The 24634-nt window shown below is 40.2% G+C and carries 30 protein-coding genes; 21 read left to right on the top strand and 9 right to left on the bottom strand.

What is annotated here, in order from left to right:
- Positions 1–2: 2 nt before the first annotated feature.
- Both ABDZ97_RS04890 and ABDZ97_RS04885 read right to left on the bottom strand, forming a co-directional pair.
- Entirely contained in the window at positions 3–692 is a 690-nt protein-coding gene (locus ABDZ97_RS04890) for a DUF2490 domain-containing protein (protein WP_343785447.1), read from the bottom strand.
- Position 693: 1 nt separating this feature from the next.
- Positions 694–1269, bottom strand: a complete 576-nt coding sequence (locus tag ABDZ97_RS04885; protein ID WP_343785445.1) for a hypothetical protein — start codon at positions 1267–1269, stop codon at positions 694–696.
- A gap of 151 nt (positions 1270–1420) precedes the next feature.
- On the opposite strand from ABDZ97_RS04885, the gene ABDZ97_RS04880 reads away from it, so the two are divergent.
- From ABDZ97_RS04880 to frr, 12 genes are all read left to right on the top strand, one after another.
- Entirely contained in the window at positions 1421–1753 is a 333-nt protein-coding gene (locus ABDZ97_RS04880; protein WP_343785444.1) for an ArsR/SmtB family transcription factor, read from the top strand.
- 17 nt (positions 1754–1770) lie between these two features.
- Positions 1771–2244 (top strand): DUF6428 family protein, encoded by a 474-nt coding sequence (locus ABDZ97_RS04875; protein WP_343785443.1) that lies wholly within the window; start codon positions 1771–1773, stop codon positions 2242–2244.
- 15 nt (positions 2245–2259) lie between these two features.
- Complete coding sequence (gene arsB, locus ABDZ97_RS04870; protein WP_343785442.1) at positions 2260–3297, top strand: ACR3 family arsenite efflux transporter; 1038 nt, start codon at positions 2260–2262, stop codon at positions 3295–3297.
- Complete coding sequence (locus ABDZ97_RS04865) at positions 3285–3920, top strand: low molecular weight phosphatase family protein (protein WP_343785441.1); 636 nt, start codon at positions 3285–3287, stop codon at positions 3918–3920. The genes arsB and ABDZ97_RS04865 overlap by 13 nt, the downstream gene beginning before the upstream one ends.
- A 504-nt stretch (positions 3921–4424) precedes the next feature.
- Positions 4425–6008 (top strand): SulP family inorganic anion transporter, encoded by a 1584-nt coding sequence (locus ABDZ97_RS04860; RefSeq protein WP_343785440.1) that lies wholly within the window; start codon positions 4425–4427, stop codon positions 6006–6008.
- A 9-nt stretch (positions 6009–6017) separates the two neighbouring features.
- Positions 6018–6692 (top strand): DNA alkylation repair protein, encoded by a 675-nt coding sequence (locus tag ABDZ97_RS04855; RefSeq protein ID WP_343785439.1) that lies wholly within the window; start codon positions 6018–6020, stop codon positions 6690–6692.
- Between the two features lie 126 nt (positions 6693–6818).
- Entirely contained in the window at positions 6819–7274 is a 456-nt protein-coding gene (rplM, locus tag ABDZ97_RS04850; RefSeq protein WP_343785438.1) for a 50S ribosomal protein L13, read from the top strand.
- A gap of 4 nt (positions 7275–7278) precedes the next feature.
- On the top strand, positions 7279–7665 hold the full coding sequence (gene rpsI, locus ABDZ97_RS04845; protein WP_343785437.1) for a 30S ribosomal protein S9: 387 nt from the start codon (positions 7279–7281) through the stop codon (positions 7663–7665).
- Positions 7666–7765: 100 nt separating this feature from the next.
- Entirely contained in the window at positions 7766–8551 is a 786-nt protein-coding gene (gene rpsB, locus ABDZ97_RS04840) for a 30S ribosomal protein S2 (RefSeq protein ID WP_343785436.1), read from the top strand.
- Positions 8552–8573: 22 nt separating this feature from the next.
- Entirely contained in the window at positions 8574–9404 is an 831-nt protein-coding gene (gene tsf / locus ABDZ97_RS04835; RefSeq protein WP_343785435.1) for a translation elongation factor Ts, read from the top strand.
- A gap of 65 nt (positions 9405–9469) precedes the next feature.
- Entirely contained in the window at positions 9470–10177 is a 708-nt protein-coding gene (gene pyrH, locus ABDZ97_RS04830) for a UMP kinase (RefSeq protein ID WP_343785434.1), read from the top strand.
- Positions 10178–10207: 30 nt separating this feature from the next.
- Positions 10208–10771 (top strand): ribosome recycling factor, encoded by a 564-nt coding sequence (frr, locus tag ABDZ97_RS04825; protein ID WP_343785433.1) that lies wholly within the window; start codon positions 10208–10210, stop codon positions 10769–10771.
- A 42-nt stretch (positions 10772–10813) separates the two neighbouring features.
- Here the strand turns inward: frr and tsaB are convergent, their stop codons facing one another.
- Both tsaB and ABDZ97_RS04815 read right to left on the bottom strand, forming a co-directional pair.
- The gene (gene tsaB / locus ABDZ97_RS04820; protein ID WP_343785432.1) at positions 10814–11500 is read right to left on the bottom strand and encodes a tRNA (adenosine(37)-N6)-threonylcarbamoyltransferase complex dimerization subunit type 1 TsaB; all 687 of its coding nucleotides are present in this window, start codon (positions 11498–11500) and stop codon (positions 10814–10816) included.
- Positions 11501–11555: 55 nt separating this feature from the next.
- Positions 11556–12737: an OmpA family protein gene (locus ABDZ97_RS04815; RefSeq protein ID WP_343785431.1), complete on the bottom strand. Its 1182-nt coding sequence runs from the start codon at positions 12735–12737 to the stop codon at positions 11556–11558.
- A gap of 114 nt (positions 12738–12851) precedes the next feature.
- On the opposite strand from ABDZ97_RS04815, the gene ABDZ97_RS04810 reads away from it, so the two are divergent.
- A complete protein-coding gene (locus tag ABDZ97_RS04810) occupies positions 12852–13223 on the top strand; it encodes a globin domain-containing protein (RefSeq protein WP_343785430.1) in 372 nt (123 codons plus the stop codon).
- Between the two features lie 108 nt (positions 13224–13331).
- Here the strand turns inward: ABDZ97_RS04810 and ABDZ97_RS04805 are convergent, their stop codons facing one another.
- The 3 genes from ABDZ97_RS04805 to ABDZ97_RS04795 form a co-directional block, all read right to left on the bottom strand.
- Positions 13332–13610, bottom strand: a complete 279-nt coding sequence (locus tag ABDZ97_RS04805; RefSeq protein WP_343785429.1) for a hypothetical protein — start codon at positions 13608–13610, stop codon at positions 13332–13334.
- A 100-nt stretch (positions 13611–13710) separates the two neighbouring features.
- Positions 13711–14316, bottom strand: a complete 606-nt coding sequence (locus tag ABDZ97_RS04800) for a leucine-rich repeat domain-containing protein (protein ID WP_343785428.1) — start codon at positions 14314–14316, stop codon at positions 13711–13713.
- Positions 14255–15211 carry a bifunctional riboflavin kinase/FAD synthetase gene (locus tag ABDZ97_RS04795; protein ID WP_343785427.1) on the bottom strand — a complete coding sequence of 319 codons (957 nt, stop codon included), beginning with the start codon at positions 15209–15211 and terminating at the stop codon, positions 14255–14257. The genes ABDZ97_RS04800 and ABDZ97_RS04795 overlap by 62 nt, the downstream gene beginning before the upstream one ends.
- Before the next feature lie 178 nt (positions 15212–15389).
- Here ABDZ97_RS04795 and atpD point away from each other — a divergent pair, with 178 nt between their 5' ends.
- The 7 genes from atpD (at position 15390) to murI (ending at position 22603) form a co-directional block, all read left to right on the top strand.
- Positions 15390–16892: a F0F1 ATP synthase subunit beta gene (atpD, locus tag ABDZ97_RS04790; protein ID WP_343785426.1), complete on the top strand. Its 1503-nt coding sequence runs from the start codon at positions 15390–15392 to the stop codon at positions 16890–16892.
- 40 nt (positions 16893–16932) lie between these two features.
- Positions 16933–17220, top strand: a complete 288-nt coding sequence (locus ABDZ97_RS04785; RefSeq protein ID WP_343785425.1) for a FoF1 ATP synthase subunit delta/epsilon — start codon at positions 16933–16935, stop codon at positions 17218–17220.
- A 138-nt stretch (positions 17221–17358) separates the two neighbouring features.
- Positions 17359–18099: an undecaprenyl pyrophosphate synthase gene (uppS, locus tag ABDZ97_RS04780; protein WP_343785424.1), complete on the top strand. Its 741-nt coding sequence runs from the start codon at positions 17359–17361 to the stop codon at positions 18097–18099.
- A gap of 4 nt (positions 18100–18103) precedes the next feature.
- Positions 18104–20629 (top strand): outer membrane protein assembly factor BamA, encoded by a 2526-nt coding sequence (bamA, locus tag ABDZ97_RS04775; protein ID WP_343785423.1) that lies wholly within the window; start codon positions 18104–18106, stop codon positions 20627–20629.
- A gap of 16 nt (positions 20630–20645) precedes the next feature.
- Positions 20646–21164 carry an OmpH/Skp family outer membrane protein gene (locus ABDZ97_RS04770; RefSeq protein WP_343785422.1) on the top strand — a complete coding sequence of 173 codons (519 nt, stop codon included), beginning with the start codon at positions 20646–20648 and terminating at the stop codon, positions 21162–21164.
- 27 nt (positions 21165–21191) lie between these two features.
- On the top strand, positions 21192–21713 hold the full coding sequence (locus ABDZ97_RS04765; RefSeq protein WP_343785421.1) for an OmpH/Skp family outer membrane protein: 522 nt from the start codon (positions 21192–21194) through the stop codon (positions 21711–21713).
- 65 nt (positions 21714–21778) lie between these two features.
- A complete protein-coding gene (gene murI / locus ABDZ97_RS04760; protein WP_343785420.1) occupies positions 21779–22603 on the top strand; it encodes a glutamate racemase in 825 nt (274 codons plus the stop codon).
- Positions 22604–22606: 3 nt separating this feature from the next.
- On the opposite strand, the gene ABDZ97_RS04755 is transcribed toward murI, so the two are convergent.
- Entirely contained in the window at positions 22607–23125 is a 519-nt protein-coding gene (locus ABDZ97_RS04755; RefSeq protein ID WP_343785419.1) for a gamma carbonic anhydrase family protein, read from the bottom strand.
- A gap of 43 nt (positions 23126–23168) precedes the next feature.
- Here ABDZ97_RS04755 and ABDZ97_RS04750 point away from each other — a divergent pair, with 43 nt between their 5' ends.
- Positions 23169–24293 carry a glycosyltransferase family 4 protein gene (locus ABDZ97_RS04750; RefSeq protein WP_343785418.1) on the top strand — a complete coding sequence of 375 codons (1125 nt, stop codon included), beginning with the start codon at positions 23169–23171 and terminating at the stop codon, positions 24291–24293.
- Here the strand turns inward: ABDZ97_RS04750 and ABDZ97_RS04745 are convergent.
- Positions 24290–24634: a cation transporter gene (locus tag ABDZ97_RS04745; RefSeq protein ID WP_343785417.1), complete on the bottom strand. Its 345-nt coding sequence runs from the start codon at positions 24632–24634 to the stop codon at positions 24290–24292. The two genes, ABDZ97_RS04750 and ABDZ97_RS04745, sit on opposite strands and share 4 nt — an antisense overlap.

The following is a 24634-nucleotide window of genomic DNA, read 5'->3' as shown; positions in this document are numbered from 1 at the left end:
TCTCATTTTCGCTTTCCAAACTGATAATACCATTCCAGTTTTATCCAAAGATTTTGACTCTGCCCTCCGGTAGTCAACCAATCCCCTAAACGATAATCGACTCCGAATTCCAGTTTATTGGAATCCGAAAAGTAATACCCCAGATTTGTTGTCAATCGCCCCTCCAGGTCATAACCACCTGCCTGTAGAGACTGAAGAAATTCAATCCCCGGCTTTAGATACCACTCTTTCTGATCCAGCTCATATCCTTCTAATGCAATTTCTCCTGTCAGCCGATAACGCAACCGAAAAACTGACCGCTCGACGGAAGCCAGTGTATGATCCATACTCACCCGATGCCCAAGACGTATCCCCCGATACTTTCTAACTATAGAAAACTGGACAATAAATCGATGATACAATTCACCGGAACGGTAACGTAACAAATATCCACCCACAGCTGAAGACGTAACTCCGACTTTCCGGGATACCACAACAGAAAGATCTGATAATTCATACGCCGGAGAAAAAGCAGTTGGTTTTACCTGCCAGATAGCAAATCTGTTCTCTGACTTTAGATTCAAGCGCCAGTTCGTATTTACTTTATAATTAACATTAAGTACAGGCAAAACTCCTGACTCCAACGTAACCTGACTTTTTCCTGCAAAACCAATTGAGCAGAAAACTAATATCCAACACAGTTCTCTTCTCATATCAGTAATCCAGAATATCAGTATTACGCGGCACAATAACAGCGCACCTTTCCAACGCTCCTTCTGCCGAAAAAAGAAATTCATACTCTGCAGTTGGCACTCCTTTTTTCTTCACCCTGGCAACCACTTCAAACTTCGTATCCGAATCAACAGGAAGCCCCTTCCTTCTTATTTTCAAAGCAACTTCTGAGCATTTTCCCGAATACTGTATCTGAATCTTACGAATCCTGATTTTATCATATCTTTCATCTAACAGCTTTTTAATAGCTATCCCGATGCTATCCGGAATTTCACTCAGCCTCACTTCCACTTCAACATCCAGAAAATCGCCTTCCCCGGTAAATTCCACACTGGTAAAATGACTATTGATCCTACCTTTGAATTCAAAGTGTTGCCCCGTCTCATTCTCCTCAATCAACCATTTCCCCGATTGAACACCTGAGAAATAGTTTAGACAAACGATCGCATTCTCAGGCACCCTCTCTTCCGCCACCGGGTATTCTTTCTCGACTTTTTTATGTTGCGCCTGCAAGCCGACCGAACTGAAAAAACATAGAAAAACAAAAAAAACCTTCATACCTGCCTCTTTGCAGACAAAAATGCCACATATCTATCCTCCAGCTATCCTATTCACTAGAAGTTAATAGAAGCTTAATTACCTCTTCACATACAAAGGTTGCATAATCCAAAACATTATCGTAATATTGCAATATTAAAATAAATCAAAAATGGGAATAACAAAGTCAGCGTCCTTTTCGAACGAACAGAACGAGACCGCTCTGCTCTTCAAAGCACTGGGACATCCCGCCAGAATTGCTATCATAGAATATCTTTTGCAAGCCAAAAGCTGTATTTGTGGTGATATTGTCGATCAACTACCTCTGGCTCAAGCAACAATATCTCAGCATTTGAAAGAATTGAAAAACGCAGGGATAATCAAAGGGAGTATAGAGGGCAACTCAATTTGTTATTGCCTTGATCTCACCACTTTTGATAAGCTATCTGAATTGATCACTGATATAACCGACCAAATCCGTACAACTAACTCGACTTGTTGTTAATTCTAAAATAAAACACGATGAGATTATCAGAAATAAAAACAGCCTTACACAACCTTAATCAGGTTCGTTTCGTACTACCTGATGGTAATTTAGTTCCTATCCACTTTCATATAACTGAAATAGGAGCCATCACCCGACATTTTATTGACTGCGGAGGAACCGAACGCATCGAAAAGATTATCAATTTCCAATTATGGGAAGCTAATGACTTCGATCATCGACTTGCACCGCAGAAGCTATTACAAATCATTTCCCTATCTGAGGAAAAACTTCATTTGGACGACCTGGAAGTAGAAGTTGAATACCAGGCAGGAACCATTGGAAAATATGCTCTTTCGTTCGATGGCGAATCGTTCCGGTTACTGAACACTCAGACAGCCTGTTTAGCAGAAGATAAATGTGGTATCCCACAGGAAAAACCAAAGATTAAGATGAGTGATTTTACATCCGGTGAAGGAACATCCTGCACTCCGGGAGGAAATTGCTGTTAAATCAACTTCTGAAGCATGGGATTTTTTGAACGGTACCTTACCATTTGGGTACTCATTTGTATCATTGCCGGAATTGGTTTAGGACATGTATTGGGCGACTCCATACAAGTTTTGAGCAATTGGAGTATTTCTACCGTCAATATTCCGGTGGCTGTGCTCGTCTGGTTTATGATCTATCCGATGATGGTACAAATAGACTTCTCCAGCCTTCGCTTTATCTCAAAAAACAGCAAAGGACTAACACTAACAGTTATTATCAACTGGTTGGTTAAACCTTTTACCATGGCATTTTTTGCCTGGCTGTTTTTCTATCACATCTACGAAGCCTGGCTTTCTCCTGAAGAAGCAGAACAATATCTTGCCGGAGCAATTCTGCTGGGAGCAGCCCCTTGTACCGCCATGGTATTTGTCTGGTCTTACCTTACTAAAGGTGACCCCAACTACACTCTGGTTCAGGTCTCCGTGAACGACTTGATTCTTCTGGTTTTGTTTATCCCGATAGTAGGAGGGCTGTTTAGTCTGTTTGGCATCCAGACTGTCGGAGACCAATCGGAAATAGGAATTCCTTTTCAAGCACTTTTCACGTCTGTTGTCACCTTTGTAGTACTCCCCCTTGCCGCAGGATATGTTTCAAACACCTTCTTACTAAAACGAAAAGGAGAAATCTGGTTTAAAAACACTTTCCTAAAAGCACTCCGTCCCCTATCCATCATCGCTTTATTAACGACACTTATTCTCTTGTTTGCTTTTCAAGGAACAAAAATCATTGAAAAGCCTTTCACCATTTTACTAATCGCAATTCCACTAACCCTCCAAACTTATATCATCTTTTTTACGAGTTGGATTGCCGGTAAATATCTCAAACTACCACATAACATCTGCGCCCCGTCCGCAATGATTGGCGCCAGTAATTTCTTTGAACTTGCTGTTGCCGTAGCCATTGTTTTATTCGGACTGGATTCAGGTGCATCACTCACTACAGTAGTAGGTGTACTAATAGAAGTACCCGTCATGCTATCCCTGGTGTCACTTGCAAACAAATGGAAATACTAAGTAAAATGCTCTACACGTCTCTTTATCATTATTGTCAGGAACTCACTTCACACTTTTCAGAAATACCGGAAGAACGCAAACAAACACTAAAACATCTTGCTTCACACATCACAAATAAGATAAATCAGGAACAGGATATCCACCTTGTCTATATTTGCACGCACAACTCGCGAAGGAGTTTTTTCGGGCAGGTATGGGCAGCCGTAGCAGCTGAATTTTACGGACTTTCATCAATAAAAACATACTCTGCCGGAACAGAAGCCACATTAATTAACCCCACCGCTATCACAACACTACTAAACGTCGGTTATTCTATTTCAGGAGATTTTTCAGGAGACAACCCCGTTTACAAAGTGAAGTACACCGACGATTTATCCGTTACATGCTTCTCCAAAACTATCAACCATGAGAAGAACCCAAAAAAAGGCTTTATCGCAATTATGACCTGTTCAGAAGCCAACGAAAGCTGCCCCGTTGTACCCGGAGCTGATCTTCGAATCTCCACTCCTTACGAAGATCCTAAACAATTTGATAAAACCCCTGTTGAAAAAGATCAATATGAGATAACATCAAGAAAGATAGCTCTCGAAATACTATTTACACTCTCATTGTTAAACACTTAAATCATTTCAATAAATAACCCTTATCCACCCTAAAACAGGTGTACTGGACACCATAACGAGAGTTTTGATTTAACAAAACCGAAATATATTTTAACAAAAATATGAGAAGTGAGTGGTGAACATTCCGTATTTTTGCAGAGTGAACCCGCCAAGAAACATACAGATTTATTTTTTCTTACTCATGATGTTGCTGCTTTGTTTCAACACCACCATCAGCTATTCCCTAAATCTTCAGGGAAATGTAGATGTTGAGTTTTTTGAGGAGGAAAATCCAAATTCCGGGCGGACAAATATTTTCGAAGAAGAACCTCACAAACTTTTTGTGAATTTTTCTCTTTCTTGCTTCCAACCTCTTGAAAGCAAACGAAAAAACGCCACTTTGTTCCGATACATCTATTCACTTTTTCAGATTGAGGAGAACGTAATTGTCCCTCCACCAGAACATACAGCATAATTCTACCTGACTACACTTAAGGTTATTATGTTTTAATGTTCAAAATCAATATGAAAAAGAAATCTATTTTTTCTACATGGAAGAACGATCTTCCAGCAAGTTTAGTTGTTTACCTTGTTGCCTTACCCCTGTGTCTCGGAGTCGCTTTTGCCTCTACCGATGTTGACGGAGTTGACGGTATGCCAAACATCTTCTCCGGTATCATCGCAGGGTTTGTCGGAGGTATTGTTGTCGGAGCCTTAAGTGGTTCAAGACTGGGAGTTTCCGGACCTGCTGCCGGACTTATCACTATTGTGGCAGGAGCTCTCGCTACACTTGGTAGTTTCGAAGGTCTTATTCTTGCCGTTTTCCTTTCCGGTCTTATTCAGCTTATTGCCGGATACCTTAAACTTGGAGTAATCGGTCATTACTTTCCCTCGTCAGTTATCAAAGGAATGTTAGCAGCTATTGGTTTAACGCTTATCTTGAAAGAAATCCCGCACATTCTGGGGTATGACAAAGAACCTATGGGAGATATGGATATCAACCATGCTGACGGACACAATACTTTTTCAGACATTCTCTACGCATACGAACACTTTACGATGGGTGCTGTTATCATAGGTATTCTTTCTTTGGGAATCTTAATCCTGTTCGAACGCCCATTTATGAAACGAATTGCTTTGTTCAAGTATTTACCAGGAGCACTATTCGTGGTTGTTACAGGAATTGTCATTAATCAACTTTTCGGATGGTACGCTCCGGAGCTACAGCTTACAGGAGAACACCTTGTACTACTCCCGATTGCCAAGTCATTTGATGAAGTAATCCACATTTTCAACACACCGGATTTCAGCCTTCTGTCCAACCCTAACGTATACATCATTGCCTTCACACTTGCTATCGTAGGAAGTCTTGAAAGTTTGTTAAGTGTTGAAGCGACAGATAAGCTTGACCCGATGAAAAATGTTACCCCAACCAATCGCGAGCTAAAAGCGCAAGGAGTCGGAAACATGGTATCCGGGCTTATCGGAGGACTTCCTATTACTCAGGTAATTGTAAGAAGTTCTGCCAATATCAACTCAGGAGCCAAATCAAAACTCTCAGCTATCACACATGGTGTTATCCTAATTATATCCGTGCTACTTATACCCGGAGTTCTAAATATGATTCCCCTGGCATCTTTGGGAGCAATCCTACTTATGGTCGGATACAAACTAGCCAAAGTAAGTTTATTCAAAAGCATGTATAAACTGGGTTGGGAACAATTCCTTCCGTTTATTGTTACCATCGGAGTAGTATTAGCGACTGATCTTCTTAAAGGAATTGGTGCAGGTATGATCGTAGCTATTTTCTTTATTCTCAGAAAAAATTACAAAAACGATTACAACCGAAAAGTGATTCAGGAGGGAGAAAAAGAAGTAATACACATCTCCCTGTCTGAAGAAGTAACCTTCCTAAACAAGGGAAGTATTATTCAGACACTCGACAATCTTCCTGAAAACTCGAAAGTTGTTCTTGACGGTAGCAAATGTCAGGATATTAATTACGACGTACTTGAAGCCATTGAGGAATTCAGACAATTCAATGCTATCCAAAAGAACATTGAACTCTCAACAATAAACATCCCTGTAGTTAAGCTAACAGGACACTAAAAACACTAAATGAATTCCAAAGGACATATCGCAGAGCTTCGAAAGTATTTCGAACAGGTAGCTGTCTCTGAAGATGTTCTTCCGATGGAAACTTATATGAAAAACCAGTTTACTTTTCTGGGAGTTAAATCTACTCCCAGAAAAGTAATCCAACGAGACTGGTTCAAGACACTCCCCCAAACACTATCCGGTGATGAAGTTATTGCGTTATCTGCTTCATTATTCGAGGAAGAAGAAAGAGAGTTTCAATACACGGCTATTGATCTGTTAGATAAACATAACAAGAAATTGAAGCACAAACATCTTACCGACATTGAGGAACTCATTTTGTCCAAAAGTTGGTGGGATACCGTGGACGCTCTGGCGGCAAAAATTGTTGGAAATCTATTACAACCGCACAGAGAGCTGTGGGAAAATTGTACCGAAAAGTGGATTACCTCCGAAAATATATGGCTCCAACGTACAGCCCTGTTATTTCAGTTAAAATACAAACAAGAAACCGACACAAAGCTACTTAGTAACTGTATCCGGAATCTTATGCATGACCGGCAGTTTTTCATTCAAAAAGCAATTGGCTGGTCGCTCCGGGAATACTCGAAGACAAACCCTGATTATGTCCGTCAACTATTACACGATCTTAAGATCGAAGGGTTAGCTGCACGAGAAGCATCCAAATACATCTGATCATGCCTACTACACTACAAGCTAAATATCAAGGTTTTTTCACAAGAATGTTGTTAATAAAAATTAAACACCTTATCTTTGCGACCCCAAATTGGGAAAATAGTCTTATTTAAAAAAGTTAATGACGTGAATACACTAAGTTACAGAACACAGTCTGCTAACTCTGAAACTGCTGATAAGCAATGGGTTATTGTAGACGCAGAAGGGCAAACGTTGGGACGTTTGGCTTCTAAAGTGGCGAAGTTGATTCGTGGTAAACACAAGCCAAACTTCACGCCACATGTTGACTGCGGTGACAATGTTATTGTCATCAACGCTGAAAAAGTAGCTCTTTCCGGATCTAAAATGGATACGAAAGAGTACATCCGCCACACAGGTTATCCTGGAGGACAGCGTACACTCCTTGCCAAAGAGGTAATGGAAAAGCACCCTGAGCGCCTTGTTGAAAAGGCTGTAAAAGGAATGCTTCCTAAAAACCGTCTTGGAAGAACATTGTACACAAACCTTAAGGTTTATGTAGGTACAGAACACAAGCATGAGGCTCAAAAACCTCAAGTAATTAATTTGGATTCAATTAAATAACGATATGGACGTAATCAACGCGTTAGGAAGAAGAAAAACAGCGGTTGCCCGTGTTTACCTTTCTAAAGGTACGGGACAAGTTGTTGTGAACAAGAAAGATTATAAGGAGTTCTTCCCGATTGAAGTGCTTCACGCCAAAATCCAGCAGCCATTCGAATTAACAAATACTGTAGGTCAATATGACATTAAAGTAAGTGTTGATGGAGGTGGTATCAACGGACAGGCAGAAGCAATCCGTTTGGGTATCTCCAGAGCATTGGTTGAGTTAGATCCTGAGTTCAAGCCTCTTCTGAAAGCAGAAGGTTTGATGACACGTGACCCAAGAATGGTAGAGCGTAAGAAACCAGGTCAGCCAAAAGCTCGTAAGAAATTCCAGTTTAGTAAACGTTAATTCCTTTTTTGGCGATTGTTTAGTATCTAAGTTATCAGGAATTATAAACATCTCCTGATGTACTGAACTAAAAAGAAGGTAAACAAGAAAAAGAAAAAAAATGTCAAAAGTAGATTTTCAAGAATTGCTCGACGCAGGTGTACACTTCGGACACCTTAAGAGAAAGTGGAACCCTAATATGGCTCCTTACATCTTCGATGAGAAGAAAGGCATCCACATCATTGACTTAAATAAGACTATCGCTCATCTTGAGCAAGCAGGTGCTGCAATGAAACAAATCGCAAAAAGCGGTAAGAAAATTCTTTTTGTTGCAACTAAGAAGCAAGCAAAAGAAATCGTTGCAGAACGTGCTAAAGCAGTGAACATGCCTTACGTAGTAGAACGTTGGACAGGTGGTATGCTTACCAACTTCGCTACAACTCGTAAATCAATCCGTAAAATGACAGGGATTGATAAAATGAAGACGGACGGAACCTGGGAAACATTGAACAAGCGTGAGCGTCTTTTCAAAACACGTCAACGTGAAAAATTGGATAAGAACTTCGGTTCTATCGCGGATATGACACGTCTTCCCGCAGCTATCTTTGTAGTTGACGTATTGAAAGAGTCAATTACAGTAAGAGAAGCAAAACGTCTTAATATACCAACTTTTGCGATGGTTGATACAAACTCTGACCCTCGCGCAGTTGATTTCCCGATCCCGGCTAACGACGATGCAACAAAATCCATCGCTAAGATTATGGATGTAGTTGTTGCTGCGGTTGCAGAAGGTCTTGAAGAGCGTAAAGCTTCTAAAGACAAAGCAAAGGACGAGAAAGAACAAGCTCCAAAAGAGACAGCAAAAAAAGCTGAAGCTACTGAGGAGAATGTAGAAAACAACGATTAATCACTTAAAGAATCAAAATACAATGGCAATTACAGCTGCACAAGTAAACGAGTTACGCAAGAAAACAGGAGCAGGAATGATGGACTGCAAAAAAGCTCTTGTTGAAGCGGACGGAGATATGGAGCAAGCAATTGACATCCTTCGTAAGAAAGGTCAAAAAATTGCAGCAAAACGTGGAGATAACGAAGCAAAAGAAGGATTAGTTTTTGCTGAGGCAACTGCTGACGGAAAAGCAGGTGTTCTTTTAGCATTAAACTGTGAAACTGACTTCGTTGCTAAAAATGATGATTTCCGCGCTTTTGTAGAGTCAATCGTAAAAATCGCTGTAGAGAACCTTCCTGCTTCTATCGAAGAATTGAAAGGTTTGAAATACGACGAGAAACTTACAATTGATGAGAAAATCGTTGAGCAAATCGGTGTAATTGGAGAAAAGCTTGACCTTTCCAAGTATGAAGTTGTTCGTACAGAGAATGTAGTAGCTTATAACCACCCAGGAAACCAATTGGCTACTTTAGTAGGATTGAACAAATCCGGAGATACTGCTGCTGACGCAGGTAAGCAGGTAGCTATGCAGGTAGCTGCAATGAATCCTATCGCTCTTAACAAAGATGGTGTTGATGAAAATACTATCCAACGTGAGATCGAAGTAGGTAAAGAATTGGCTATTCAGGAAGGTAAACCAGCTGATATGGCTGAGAAGATTGCTCAGGGTCGTCTTGCAAAATTCTTCAAGGAGAATACATTGTTAAGCCAGCCTTTCGTACGTGATAACAAACTTACGGTTGAGCAGTTCCTCAATCAATCTGAAAGCGGATTAACCGTTACAGATTTTAAACGAGTAGCGTTGAGCTAAGAAATAATTAAAAATAAAAAAGAGAGAAACTAGTTTCTCTCTTTTTTTTGCCCAATATTTGCATCGTGAAGTACAAAAGAATCTTATTAAAGCTAAGTGGTGAAGCCCTGATGGGAGAAAAACAGTTCGGGATCGATAACACAAGACTATCCGAATATGCCGAACAGATTAAAGAAGCCCATGAAAAAGGAGTTGAGATTGCAATCGTAATCGGTGGTGGAAATATCTTCCGTGGAGTTCAGGCAGAGCAAGGCGGAATGGATCGTACACATGGTGACTATATGGGGATGCTCGCAACTATGATCAATAGTATGGCCTTACAGGCTTCACTTGAGTCCAAAGGTGTAAAAACCCGTCTTCAATCAGCTATTGAGATGAAAGAAATAGCAGAGCCTTTTGTGAGAAGAAGAGCAGTACGTCACCTCGAAAAAGGACGCGTCGTTATTTTCGGAGCCGGAACAGGAAATCCTTATTTCACTACCGACTCAGCTGCATCACTTCGAGCCATTGAAATCAATGCAGATGTTATTCTTAAAGGGACACGTGTTGATGGTATTTATACGGCCGATCCTGAAAAAGATCCTTCTGCCGAAAAATACGAGACGATTTCATTTGACGAAGTCTATGAAAAAGGATTGAATGTAATGGATATGACAGCCTTTACTCTGTGTAAAGAGAATGATCTTCCGATTATCGTTTTTGATATGAATGCAAAAGGAAATCTTAAACGAATTATAAAAGGAGATCAGGTCGGAACACTCGTAAAAGGTTAAACTTTTTATATTTGCGTACAAATTAGAATTATGACAGAAGAAGTTCAATTAGTCATGGATGAGTTCAAGGGAGCAAATGAAAAGTCAGTTGCTCACCTGGTAAGTGAACTTGAAAAGATTCGTGCCGGAAAGGCAACTCCATCAATGCTTGACAGTGTAACCGTTGATTATTATGGAGCTCCTACCCCGATTGCTCAGGTAGCTAATATTAACACAATGGATGCACGTACACTTACTGTACAGCCCTGGGAACGAAATATACTGGATGAAGTAGCAAAAGGAATTATCAACGCCAACCTGGGGCTTGCCCCTCAGAATAACGGAGAAATGTTGATTATTAATGTTCCTGCGCTTACAGAAGAAAGAAGACGGGAATTGGTGAAGAAATCAAAAGCCGAAGGAGAAAATGCCAAAGTTGCCATTCGAAACAACAGAAAGGAAGCAATGGACATGATGAAGGATTTGAAAAATGATGGGCTCTCTGAGGATATTGTAAAAGTAGGAGAAGCTAAAATTCAGGATCTTACAAACTCTTTTGTTTCTAAGGTTGATGAATTAATTGAACTTAAAGAAGTTGATATTATGAAGGTTTAACAACATGGTTAAACTTGAATTTCTTAGAAGGGTGGCACATAGCTACCCTTTTTTCTTTCCGGCAATAAAGTCTTTGAGGTAAAAAGGCTCATAATACGCCAAATCAGAAAATGTTCCCGCTTCGAACATTTTGAAAGCTTCTTCTGCCTGTCCCCGTGCATCAGCAATCCAACCGGAAAAAATCAAATTAGTTCTCCCTTCCCACTTCTCCTTCAGTTTTTCAGCACCATCTCCTAATAACACAACAGTTTTATCTCCAAACAGCTCACTATAAGAGTCCTCTTCAATAATATCTGCCGATATGGGTTTTAAGACCGATAATTGTTTATCATAGACAGCACTAAAAACTTCCATACGTCTGGCATCAATGAGCGAACAGATATAGTCTGCTTTTCGCGTTTCTTCGTTCATCTGACTCCACAATGCGAGGCATTTCAAAGAGTCAATTGCCAACAAAGGAATTTTCAAAGCATAACACAGTCCCTTGGCTGTCGAAACTCCAATACGTAAGCCGGTATAACTTCCCGGGCCTCCGGAAATACTAATTGCAGCAAGTTCTTTAAACTTTACATTACAGGCTGAAAGTAACTCCTCCAGTAAAACGGTTAATTTCTCACTATGCGCATAACCGTCCTCCATATAGTTTCTGTAATCAATAATCTTTCCGTTTCCCGACAGGGCTACCGAACACATCTTTGTACTGGTTTCTATATGGACAATATACTTCATGGTACAAAAATGGGGAAATTATACCAACTCCGTTACAATGCTTATCATTTTCTAATCAGAGAATGGTAATCTCCACTCTCCGGTTAGCCTGTTCTTCGTGGTGATTTTTCGGCATGGGGTATATCATCTCTGTATTGCCGTATCCTTTGTATTCCAGTCGTTGTTTTTCGACACCTTTTTCGATCAAAAAATTATAAACCCGTTTTGCTCTTGCTTCGGAAATTTTCCGGGCAGCAAACGAATTATCTCCCGTTTCATTAACATGACCTCCGATTTCGATTCGTATTTCAGGATTAGAAAGTAAAAATTCTGCCAGTCGATTCATAATCTGATAGGCATTTGGTGTTGGGTTGGAAGTTCCCATCTCAAACTGAATTTCGGGTAACCCTAATTTCTTTCCGGTTGAAAGGGGCTCAAGTAAAACCACAATCTCATTATCAACATCATCTAGCACTTCAAAATCCTTATAAAAGAAGAAGTAACCTTCTTTATCACACTTTACCGAAATTGTTCGCGATCGGTCGATATCAAAAAACAAATCAGAAGCAACGTAGTAATTACTGATTCCTTTCATTCCCGAAATATTGACCGAAGCAATCAGAGGTAATCCTGTTTCAGCATCTTTCACGACCAGGTGTAATTGATTCATAAAATCGTCCCTTCTCAAATCAATCACTTTTTTATCCAGGACAATGTCTTCCTTTTCCCGTGCATCAGATAATTGCCAGATATTTATCATCACGCTCCTAAGGGATAGGTTTTGCGTATTCAGATAGATTAAGACTTCCTGACCTTGCTTCAATTGTACCGGATATAGTCGATTTCCGGAATCAATCTCATCGCCCTTCGAAAGGCCAGTTATCCCGGGTTTTGGATGAGCCATCACCCTGATTATTTCTGCTTTTCCGTTGTATATATCTTTCGAATACTCCCCTCCTGCAACATTGAACAGAGCAAAAGAAATACTATTCTCATTTCCAGGATCAACCGACATGTTAAACTCTCCATCAAATGGAGCTATATAAAGAAACCAGGCCGAATTTGTCTCAGGGTTAGATGCAAACACTTTATAATTACTCAGAAAATCATCCCCACGCTTCGGAGTAAGCTTCCACTTCGCCGTTCCCTGTGAAATATTTACAACCGGCAGTTCTTCCTGAGCAAAAGAAGATACTATCCCGAAAAATACGGCCATAAGTATGTTGACAAAGTTATATGGTGGTTGAAGTGGTTTCATGCGACTAAGATATAAACATTTGCCTTATTAATCAGATGTTAAAAACTCCCTTTTCTCAAAAAAGACAGCAAGAATCATTCCAAGTGTTTGCCTTTGTTTTGGTAACTTTGTTCTATGTCTGAAATACGAACCTTATATGATCACCTAGGAGATGATAACCTCATGAAATTGGTTACACATTTTTATGATCTTGTCCAGAAGAACCCTATACTATCTCCTCTATTCAAAGATGATTTCGACAGAATCCGGGATAAACAATTTTGTTTTCTATCCCAATTTCTGGGTGGGCCTCCCCGTTACAATGAAAAATATGGTCACCCCCGGATGCGTATGAGACACCTCCCCCATCCTATTGATGAAAAAGCAAAAGAAGAATGGTTAAAATGTATGAAAGAAGCCATTCAGACATTAGAAATTTCCGACGATCTGAAAACAGCTCTTTATAACTGTTTCCCTGCTGTTGCACAACACATGGTAAACCGCTAAAAGAAATGGGAGTCAAAACTCCCATTCCTGTCCGATTAACAATAAATTAATTGGGAGACCATCCCTTTTATCCTTTACAGACGGGAATACTAAAAAAAGGGTTGGAAATTAATTAAAAAGAGGTGAATTTAATTGGCGTAATTTGCGGATAAATTTCTTTTCGTTATACAACCACGCCAGCCTTCCTAAACAGAATACCCCCAGTAAAATGGCTGCTACCAACTCAAGTAAAAACAGTGCTATATCCTGTTCTCCTATCCGTATCAATTGCCACAATCCGAAAATACCCAGTCCTGAAAAAAAGCCAACGGGAATAATAAATCTCCACTTATTGATTCTTCGAATCCTGTCCCAGAAACGAATAAAGTTGCGGTTCTGTTTTTCCATGGGTGTCATAGTTTTGCGTTTACAATATAACAAAAACTACCACGAAAATTACATATCAGCTTCCTTAAATTTTGTTAATCACAGGATAACTTAACCTAAATCAACGGAAACAGTTACAAGGAGGATCCAGCTCCAGTTTCACCTGTGGGAATCGCTTTTTTAATTGCTCTTGTGTTTCGGGGTTCATATTGATCCCCCGCATATCGACATATTCCAGTTCCGGTAACTTCTCCATTTCTTCAGGTAAATTCATTACCGGCGTCTCCCAAAGATCAAGATGTTTTAAGTGTTGTAAATTTTCAACCGCTGCAGGAATATAATTCAAACTATTCCGGTGTAGAACCAATGTTTCCAAAAATTGGAAACGACAAATAATTACAGGAAAGACCGGTAAACGATTTCTTCCGAGATCCAAAAAAGTAAGCTGAGTAAAATTAACGATTTTCTCATCCAGCGTAGTAATTTTGGTCCCTCTTAGTGAAAGAGATTTTAGATTCCTGTACTGAAAAATCTCTTCCGGTAATTCCTCACCTGACAGTTTTTCTTTTTTTAGTGTTAAATGAAAAACACTATCCGGAGGCACATTTCTTGCCTCTTCTATTGTTAGCCAATTCAGATCAGGATTAAAAACCCTGTTATCCTGACTATAAACTATGTAGTTCCATAGAAATATCAGACAAAATATTGCGAGTAGTTTTTTCATCATGCTGTATCTGAAGAATTAGCTCATCTATACTTTCAAAACGTTTTTCCGAACGAAGAAATTGTATCACCTCAACGAGAATTTTTTCATCATAAATATCTTCTCTGAAGTCAAACAGATTCACTTCTATTGTTCTCGTCTCGGAATCATCCAAAGTAGGTCGAACACCAATATTCATCATCCCGCTTACAATACGACCTTTCACCTGACAACGCACAGCATATACACCATTGGCAGGAATCATTTTCAGTTCATCCGCCACTTCTATATTAGCGGTCGGGTAACCGATACCTCTTCCTATCCCTTTTCCTTTCACTACTTTCCCGGTCAACTGAAAAGGCTCTCCCAGAAAGGTATTAGCCGTTTGAATATCTCCTCTCTCCAATGCTTTTCTGATCTTGGTAGAACTGACATTGACATCGTCCACTTCTCTGGCTGAAATTTCAATCACTTCGAACCCAAACATCGGTGCCAGTTCCTGAAGGTGTTCCAGACTTCCTTCGCGGTTCTTCCCAAACTGGTGATCATAACCAATAACAATAGTATGCACCTTGATCTTATTAACAAGATAATCCCTGACAAATGAAGTTGCCGGTGTACGGGAAAATTCTTTACTGAACGGGTAGACAATAATATTATCCACTCCGATACGTCGCAGTTTATCCAGCTTCTCCTCCTGTGTCTGGATCAGTTTTAAATTATGGTGTTCAGGAAAGAGAACCGTTCTCGGGTGAGGATGAAAAGTAAACAGTACCGTTTCTCCACCAATTTCCTCTGCTCTTCGTTTTATCTTTTCAAGAATTTTCTGATGCCCAAGATGAACCCCGTCGAACGTTCCTATTGTCAGAACCGGGTTGGGAATCGAATATACTTTTTCAAGACCGTTAAATACTTTCACTAGCCGGACATTTTGAAACACAAAAGTAACAAAATTGCGCCGCGGACGAAACAGAGCGGAAAAATCAACAACGGGAAAGGAAATTGTTCAAAAAGAATGAAACATAATTTTTTCCCAGATAGATTTTATTGTATATCTTTGCCGCGAATTTAGAATTTCATATTAAAAAGTCACCATAATGGCTAATATTAAAGGTAAAGTTGCACAGGTTATCGGACCTGTGATCGATGTTAGTTTTGAAAAGGGAGTTGAGCTTCCAAACATTTATGATGCGCTAGAGGTTTTCAAAGCAGATGGTACACGTGTAGTTCTTGAGGTTCAACAGCATGTTGGACAAGACACGGTTCGTGCGATCTCGATGGACTCTACCGACGGATTTACAAGAGGGATGGAGGTAATCGCTACCGGAAATGCCATAAAAATGCCAACAGGAGACCAGATTAAAGGTCGTTTGTTCAATGTGGTAGGTGAATCTATTGACGGTCTATCCGTTGTTGATAACGCTAACGGACTTCCTATTCACCGTGAAGCACCTAAATTTGAAGACCTGTCTACTTCGACAGAAATTCTTTTTACAGGTATCAAAGTAATTGACCTTATCGAGCCTTACGCAAAAGGAGGTAAAATTGGTTTGTTCGGTGGTGCCGGTGTAGGTAAAACGGTATTGATTCAGGAGTTGATTAACAACATTGCAAAAGGTCACGGAGGTCTTTCTGTGTTTGCCGGTGTTGGTGAGCGAACTCGTGAAGGGAATGACCTTTTGAGAGAGATGCTTGAGTCAGGTATTATTAAGTATGGTGACGACTTTATGCATTCTATGGAAGAAGGTGGATGGGATCTTTCCAAAGTTGACACTTCAGCTTTGAAAGACTCAAAAGCTACTTTCGTATTCGGTCAGATGAATGAGCCTCCCGGAGCACGTGCTCGTGTAGCTCTTTCAGGATTGACAATGGCAGAGTACTATCGTGACGGTGAAGGTGATGGACAAGGAAAAGATATTCTTTTCTTCGTGGATAACATCTTCCGATTCACACAGGCTGGTTCTGAGGTATCAGCACTTCTTGGACGTATGCCTTCTGCGGTAGGTTACCAGCCAACTCTGGCAACAGAGATGGGAGCCATGCAGGAACGTATTACTTCAACAAAAAGAGGTTCGATTACATCGGTTCAGGCAGTATATGTACCTGCGGATGACCTTACTGACCCTGCTCCTGCGACAACCTTTGCTCACCTGGATGCAACAACTGTATTGTCTCGTAAGATTGCCGAGCTAGGTATTTATCCAGCAGTAGATCCATTGGATTCTACTTCACGAATCCTTACTCCGGAAATCGTAGGAAATGAGCACTACAAGTGTGCACAACGCGTAAAAGAAACACTTCAACGTTATAAAGAACTTCAGGATATCATTGCTATTCTTGGTATGGATGAACTTTCTGAGGAAGATAAGCTTATCGTACACCGCGCACGTCGTGTACAACGTTTCTTGTCTCAGCCGTTCCACGTAGCAGAGCAGTTTACGGGAATCCCGGGAGTATTGGTTGACATCAACGATACGATCAAAGGATTCAACATGATTCTTGACGGAGAGTTGGATAAGTATCCTGAAGCAGCATTCAACCTGAAAGGTGGTATTCAGGATGTAGTCGAAGCGGGAGATAAAATGCTTGCTGAGGCTTAAATTTTAACCGGTCTTTAACCGGACTAAAACAACAAAAGCAATGATTTTAGAGATAATCACGCCGGAATCAAAAGTCTTTAACGGAGAAATTGAAGCAGTTCAGCTTCCCGGAAAGGATGGTCTGTTTCAGATATTGAACAACCACGCGCCTATCATTTCTGCTTTGGCTGAAGGACAAATTAAAATTGATCTGAAAAGCCCTGTAGCAAAGTTTGACTCGGCGAATGGTCGCGTTGAAAAAGCGGGATCAGATAAACAACTTCTTGTTCACATCAAAGGGGGAGTGGTTGAAATGCTGAATAACAAGATTATTGTTCTGGCAGAGTAAAAATTTGTATATTTGTTTCGGGAGGGATTTGGTTCGCCATATCCCTCTTTTTTTTAACATCATTTATATAATATTCATTGTAAGAGTGCGTTTGATGTGTTAATTTCGCTGTCCCCAATGAACGACCGCTAAGGTAAAATGAGTGTATTGAGTCAAATTAATATGAATAATATTCCTAACCATGTCGCTATTATCATGGATGGGAATGGAAGATGGGCCCGACAACAAGGTCATGAAAGACTATTTGGTCATGCAGTAGGTGTTGAAGCTGTCAGAGAGACACTTAAAGCTGCGGCTCAACTGGGTGTTAAATACTTAACTCTCTACGCTTTTTCCACAGAAAACTGGAGTCGTCCCAAAGAAGAAGTTGATGGATTAATGGATTTGTTGGTTCGCACAATTTCCAACGAAGTGGAAGCGCTCAACAAGGACGAAGTTAAACTGATGAGCATTGGGAATGTTCAGGGACTACCCGAAGACTGCCGGAATGAATTGAGACAAGCTGAAGAAGCTACTGCACACAACTCAAAAGTCAATCTGGTTCTCGCTTTGAATTACAGTGCAAAGTGGGAGATAACACAAGCCGTCAGAGAAATTGCAGGTTGCGTTGCGGAGGGAAAAATCACCCCGAAAGAGATTAACGAAGAGACCCTTGAAAATTATCTATCCACAAAAGGAATCCCCGATCCGGAACTACTAATCAGGACAAGTGGAGAACACCGGATCAGTAATTTTCTTCTTTGGCAAATTGCCTATTCGGAGTTCTATTTTTGTGATAAACTCTGGCCTGATTTTCAACAAGAAGACTTCTACAGTGCCATTCTTAATTTCCAAAACAGAGAACGTCGTTTTGGAATGGTATCCGAACAATTAAAATAGTTAAATGAATTTGAACAAATATATCCTGATAGTTGCCGGTATACTAATTACTCTGACTTCATTCAGCCAGGATTATCTTAAGCCTCAGGAATACGAAATAGGACCTATTTTCATTGATGGTGCCGACAATTTTGACCCCCAGGCTATTAAAGCTATCGCCGGACTTAGGCAAGGTGATAAGATCATGATTCCCGGGGAAAAAATCACACAGGCTATCCGCAACTTATGGGAGGAAGGACTTTTTAGTGATGTTCAGATTTACGCAGACAAAATAATCGGTGATGTAGTTTACTTAAAAATAGCTCTGCAACCCCGCCCTAAACTTTCCTTCTTCACGTTCAGTGACAATGTATCTAAAAAAGAAGCTGACAAAATACGACCTGAGATTGATCTTTTCTCCGGAAAAACAATTTCAGAAAACCTGGTAAACACCACTGCATTCAAAGTGCGTGCTTTTTATATTGAGAAAGGATTCTACAACGCAACTGTAAATGTTGTGCGAAAGGAAGATACATTAATTGCTAATTCGGAGTACTTTTTTATTGATGTAAACAAAGGAAATAAAGTCCGTATTCGTGATATCAACTTTTACGGAAACGAATCCATAAAAGCAGGTAAACTACGCCGGGCAATGAAAGACACTAAGACGAAAGCGATCTGGCGTCTGTTCAAGAATTCAAAATACAATCGTACGGCATTTAAACGTGACAAAAACAATGTATTGAACAAGTACAATGAATTTGGTTTCCGTGATGCCCGTATCGTAAGAGACTCTGTTTACCTGATTAATAACAAAAATCTTGGAATTGACATTGTTGTTGAGGAAGGAAGTAAATATTATTTCGGAGAAATCGAATGGGTTGGTAATACAAAATTCAGATCCGGTTATTTGGATACAATTTTAGGTATAAAAAAAGGAGATCCTTACAATAAAGCTTTACTTGAGCAACGCCTTTTCATGAGCGAAGACGGTCGTGATATCACATCATTATACATGGACAGGGGATATTTATTCTTCAACCTGACTCCTGTTGAGATAAGTATTACCGAAAACAATCATATCAATTACCAGATGCGCATTGTTGAAGGTAAAGAAGCGCGTGTGAAGAACATTATTATTCGTGGAAATACAAAAACGAATGAACACGTAATCCGTAGAGAAATCCGTACCAAACCGGGGGATTTATTCAACCGAAATGATATCATTCGTACACAGCGCGAATTGGCACAGTTGGGATATTTTAACCCGGAAGCTTTCCAAGTGAACCCTATCCCGAACCCACAGGACGGTACCGTTGATATTGAATATACTGTTGAAGAAAAATCATCGGATCAGATCGAACTATCCGGAGGTTATGGAGCCGGGAGAATTATTGGTACATTAGGACTTTCCTTCAATAACTTCTCAACGAAAAACTTCTTCAAAAAAGGAGCCTGGCAACCGCTTCCCTCCGGGGATGGACAACAACTGGCAATACGAGCTCAAACCAACGGTCGTTTTTATCAGTCCTATAACCTCTCTTTCACAGAACCCTGGTTAGGAGGAAAAAAACCAAATTCACTATCTGTCTGGTTAAATCACTCACAGTTCGGGAATAACTTTAAACGAAAAGATCCGGATTATCAGGGAGTGTCTATAAGTGGTTTTGGTGTAGGATTCGGAAGAAGATTGAAATGGCCGGATGATTACTTCACTTCTTACCATGAATTGTCCTATCAGTATTATGATGTGAAAAATTACTCCAACATTTTTGCTTTTGATGATGGATACTCCAATAATATTGCCTACAAGTTTATGTTATCCCGAAACTCCATTGACAATCCTATTTATCCGAAAGAAGGTTCTAAATTAACGTTTAGCGCTAAAGCTACGCTTCCGTATTCATTCTTTGATGGAATTGATGACTATTCATCGCTTACGTCTCAGGAGCGCTTTAAGTACACAGAATATTATAAAATCAAGTTTACCGGAGAATTTTACTTCCCTCTTTCAAAAGATAAAAAGCTCGTACTTATGCCGCGTTTTGGTTTTGGAATGATGGGGGCATACTCCCAGGCGAAAGGTATTTCTCCGTTCGAGAGATATTATGTCGGAGGTTCCGGTCTTACGGGGATTAATCAGCTTGATGGTCGGGAGATCATCGCGCTCAGAGGCTATAATGACCCACAAAACAATCAGGGAGTATCCTCTGCATTAGGAGATCCTATTGTAGCGAAATATACCATGGAGTTACGTTATCCTATTTCCTTAAATCCAAGTGCTACATTCTATGTTCTTGGTTTTGTTGAAGCCGGTAATACGTATACCTCATTCAATAAGTTTAATCCATTCCGTGTAAAAAAGAGTGCCGGTTTGGGAGTCCGCATATTCCTGCCTATGTTTGGTATGTTAGGACTTGATTATGGTTTCGGATTTGACAAACTGGATCCACATTCTAATGGTTACTCAAACCATAATACTACAATTAAGCAAAAAGGATTTAACGGAGTATTACACTTCACGATTGGTATGAATTTAGGAGAGTTATAATCAACTTTATAATCGTATGAAAAAAGCAATTTTATTTCTGACTTTCATTTTTGGCATCACTTTTGCTTCACTTAGTCAAAAGTACGGGTATATCGATTCCAAATACATTTTGGACAACTTGCCTGAGTATGCTGAGAACAAAGAAAAGCTTAACAAGTTTTCAGAACGATGGCAACAGGATATCGACAACCGGTACGAGGTACTAAACAAAAAGAAAGATGCCTTTGCCCGCGAAGAAGTACTGCTTCCGGATGAGGTTCGGGAAAAAAGAAAGGAGGAAATAGATGTATTGGAAGAGGAGATTATGGCACTTCAACGCGGGTATTTTGGTGTAGGAGGAGAACTGTTCCAGAAACGTCAGGAACTTATCAAACCAATTCAGGACCAAATCTATGATGCGCTTGAAAAAGTAGCCTCAAAAGGAAATTATAGCTTCGTTTTTGACAAAGCTAACCAATCAAATCTTATATTCGCGGATTCGAAGTATGATTTGAGTGACCGGGTTCTTCGAGAACTGGGTATTTCAACAAAATAAGTAGTATAAAAACCAAAGAAAGAAAAAATGAAAAAGTTACTTTTTATCCTAATGCTTGTGATCAGTGGAACAGCTGTAAATGCTCAGTCTAAAATTGCTCATGTTAATTCGCAGCAACTTTTGGATACTATGCCTTCACGTAAACAAGCTATAAAAGAGATTCAGAAATTCCAACAAGACGGAATGACTGAACTTCAGGAACTGGAAGAGCAACTTCGTAAGCTATACAAAGAATATGAAACCGCTCAAACTAACGGAGAATCACCGCTAATGCTTGAAATGAAAGCTAAGAAAATCCAGGCTAAAGAGCAGGCTTACCAGGAACGTCAGGCGACACTTGAACAGGATCTTCAAATCCTACAGCAGCGTTTCAACGAGCCTATTCTGGCTCGTGTACAGGAAGCTGTAAAAATTGTTTCTGATCGTAAAAAATTGAATTACGTATTGGATGTTTCTTCTGCTTTATATGCAAACGGAGAGGATATCACAAACGAAGTAATGGTCGAATTGTTAAAGCTTGAAAAAGAGTCTGAGACAAAAAAACCATAAGTTATTCCATAAATAATTTAGAGAGGTCTTCGTAGTTACGAAGACCTTTTTTGTACCTTTAAAAGATGGAAAGGAAGAAAAAAATAGGTGTTTTTGATTCAGGTTACGGAGGTCTGACAGTCCTTTCCGAATTGCAACGTATCCTTCCCGATTACGATTACATCTATCTGGGAGATAATGCCCGAACTCCCTATGGAAACCGTTCCTTCGAAGTCGTGTACCGGTTTACACTGGAAGCTGTAAAGAAACTCTTTGAGTTGGATTGTGATCTGGTTATTTTGGCTTGTAATACTGCATCTGCAAAGGCGCTGCGTTCTATACAACGAAATGATTTACATACTTTGGGTATGGACAAACGTGTTCTCGGAGTTATCCGACCGACAACAGAAGTTGTAGGAAAATTCACCTCATCAGGACATGTAGGAATATTAGGAACTAAAGGAACCATAAAATCCCGCTCCTATCTAATAGAATTGGAGAAATTCTACCCCGATTTATCCGTTACGCAGTTAGCCTGCCCGCTTTGGGTTCCCCTGATTGAAAATAATATGCACGAATCAGTTCCGGGGCGAATGATCATACAACAGGATGTTGAAACACTTCTTAGTCAGGATCCTTCTATTGATACAATACTTTTAGGCTGTACACATTATCCTATTGTACAACCCGTTATTGAATCGTTTATTTCCCCGGATATTCAACTGGTTCCCCAGGGAGAAATTGTTGCATTAAGCCTGAAAGATTACCTGCATCGCCATCAATGGATGGAGAATAAATTGCGAAAAACCGGACAAACCGAATACTACACCACAGAAAACCCCGCGGATTTCGATGAAAAAGCCGAAATTTTCATGGACTGCTCCATTAATGCGACAAAGATTCAACTTTAGTGATTATTTAAACCACCCCGAATATTTCACATAATTTCTGGCTATTCGTTCTATCTCCCCTTCTCTCAATCGCTCATCCACTTCTTTTCTGAACTTTGCCGGAACTCCTGCATATAAACTTCCTGCTTTTACGTGAGTCCCTTCTGTTAAGACAGCCCCGGCAGCAATAATACTTCCCTCTTCGATATAACAATTGTCCATAACAATCGCTCCCATTCCAATCAATACGTTGTCTTCAACTGTACATCCATGTACAAGAGCATTGTGCCCGATAGAAACGTTATTTCCAATAATCGTTTTCGTCTTTTCATACGTACAATGGATTACTGCGCCATCCTGAACGTTGACCCGATTTCCGAACCGGATACTGTTTACATCTCCCCGAACCACTGCGTTGAACCAAAATGAGCACTCACTCCCGCATTCAAAATCACCAACAAGGGTTGCATTCGGAGCAATCCAGCAATTTTCGCCTACTTTTGGCGTTTTCCCGTTACAGGGAATAATCCATCCTTTTTCCATAAAACAAAGATAAAGGAACCATTCAAAAAAGTAACTTCGTAGTATGAAACAAAAATTGGCCTACCTATGCGGATCTATGAGTTGGGGGGGATTAGAAATGAACCACCTCAAATGCGCACTTTGGATGCAAGAAAGACAACATTCGGTTGTTATCCTTTGCCGAAAAGGATCTCCTTTGTACACAACAGCAAAAAAGGCCGGTATTGAAGTTCTTCCAATAAAAAAGCACAAAAAATATTATGACATTCCTGCTGCCATTCGCTTAAAGAGGATTATCAGGCAAGAGGGCATTACCCATGTATTACTAAGGGATACAAGAGACATTAGTCTTTCCGTACTTGCCAAACGACTCTCTTTTCGTCCTTTTCATCTGTCCTACTTCATGGCTATGCAACTTGGTGTTTCGAAACGTGACTTGCTACACACCATCAGATACAAAGGATTAGATCTTTGGTCATGTCCACTTGAGGGACTCGCCAATCAGGTAAAAGTGTGGACTCGTATGCCACATGATCGGATACAGGTTATTCCGGACGGAATTGTTTTATCAGACTACATCGAAAAAGATCCGATCAACTGCCGGAAACAACTGGATCTGCCAACAGAAGGAACTATCTTAGGCCTGATCGGACGTTTTGATCAGGGGAAAGGGCAAGATCTTTTACTTAAGGCTTTTAATATGCTACAATCTACTCCTAATCTCTATGTATGTTTGCTAGGTGAACCCACTAAAGGTGATGGAGAATCTGAAGGGAAAACATACTATGAAGAACTTCTCGAATTCATCCGGAAAAACCATCTGGAGAATCGTATTTTCATTCGTCCGTTCAGACAAGATGTTGAGGTTTTCTATCATGCTATAGATGCTCTCGTTATGGCATCCAAAGCCGAAACATTCGGAATGGTAACCATAGAAGCAATGGCATCCGGCAAACCTGTTATTGCCAGTAATGCAGGTGGAAGCCCTGAGCTGTTAGAATATGGAAAAAGTGGTTATTTGTTTGAATCTATGAATGCAGAAAGTCTGGCGGCTACAATTTCACAGTGGTTAGAAAACAAAAACCGCATTCCGAAAGATGTTATCCGGAACGCGGTTCAGAAATTTGACCATCAACTCAGCTGCTCTATCGTTGAGCAAGCCTTATCTCTGGAGAATAACAATAATTAATGTTCATGTCCATCCATTCCTCCCGGTTGGCAACATAGAGGCAGTTTGGCTACCGCTTCCGGATCTGCTTTCACACCATCTGCATCGTACCCCAGATCAGAGAGAATTTTACGGATTTCATCGGCCGTAATCTTGTTGGCTTTGTACTTAACCGTTAACTGTTTGGTTGGCACATCCAATTCCGCAAAAATAATTCCCGAAGTATAATTCAGTTTTTCTTCGACTCTGTCTTTACACTGTCCACATTCCGCAGATGTTTGAATAACTATCTGTGGTTTCTTTTCCTGTCCGTATGCTAACGATGTCAGCAACAAACCAAATACAATCATTAATGTTCTCAT

This window comes from Wandonia haliotis (genome assembly GCF_039523435.1).
Lineage (GTDB): Bacteria > Bacteroidota > Bacteroidia > Flavobacteriales_D > Crocinitomicaceae > Wandonia > Wandonia haliotis.
Note: the sequence above shows the minus strand (reverse complement) of the source record. Positions and strands in the feature narration are given on the sequence as shown.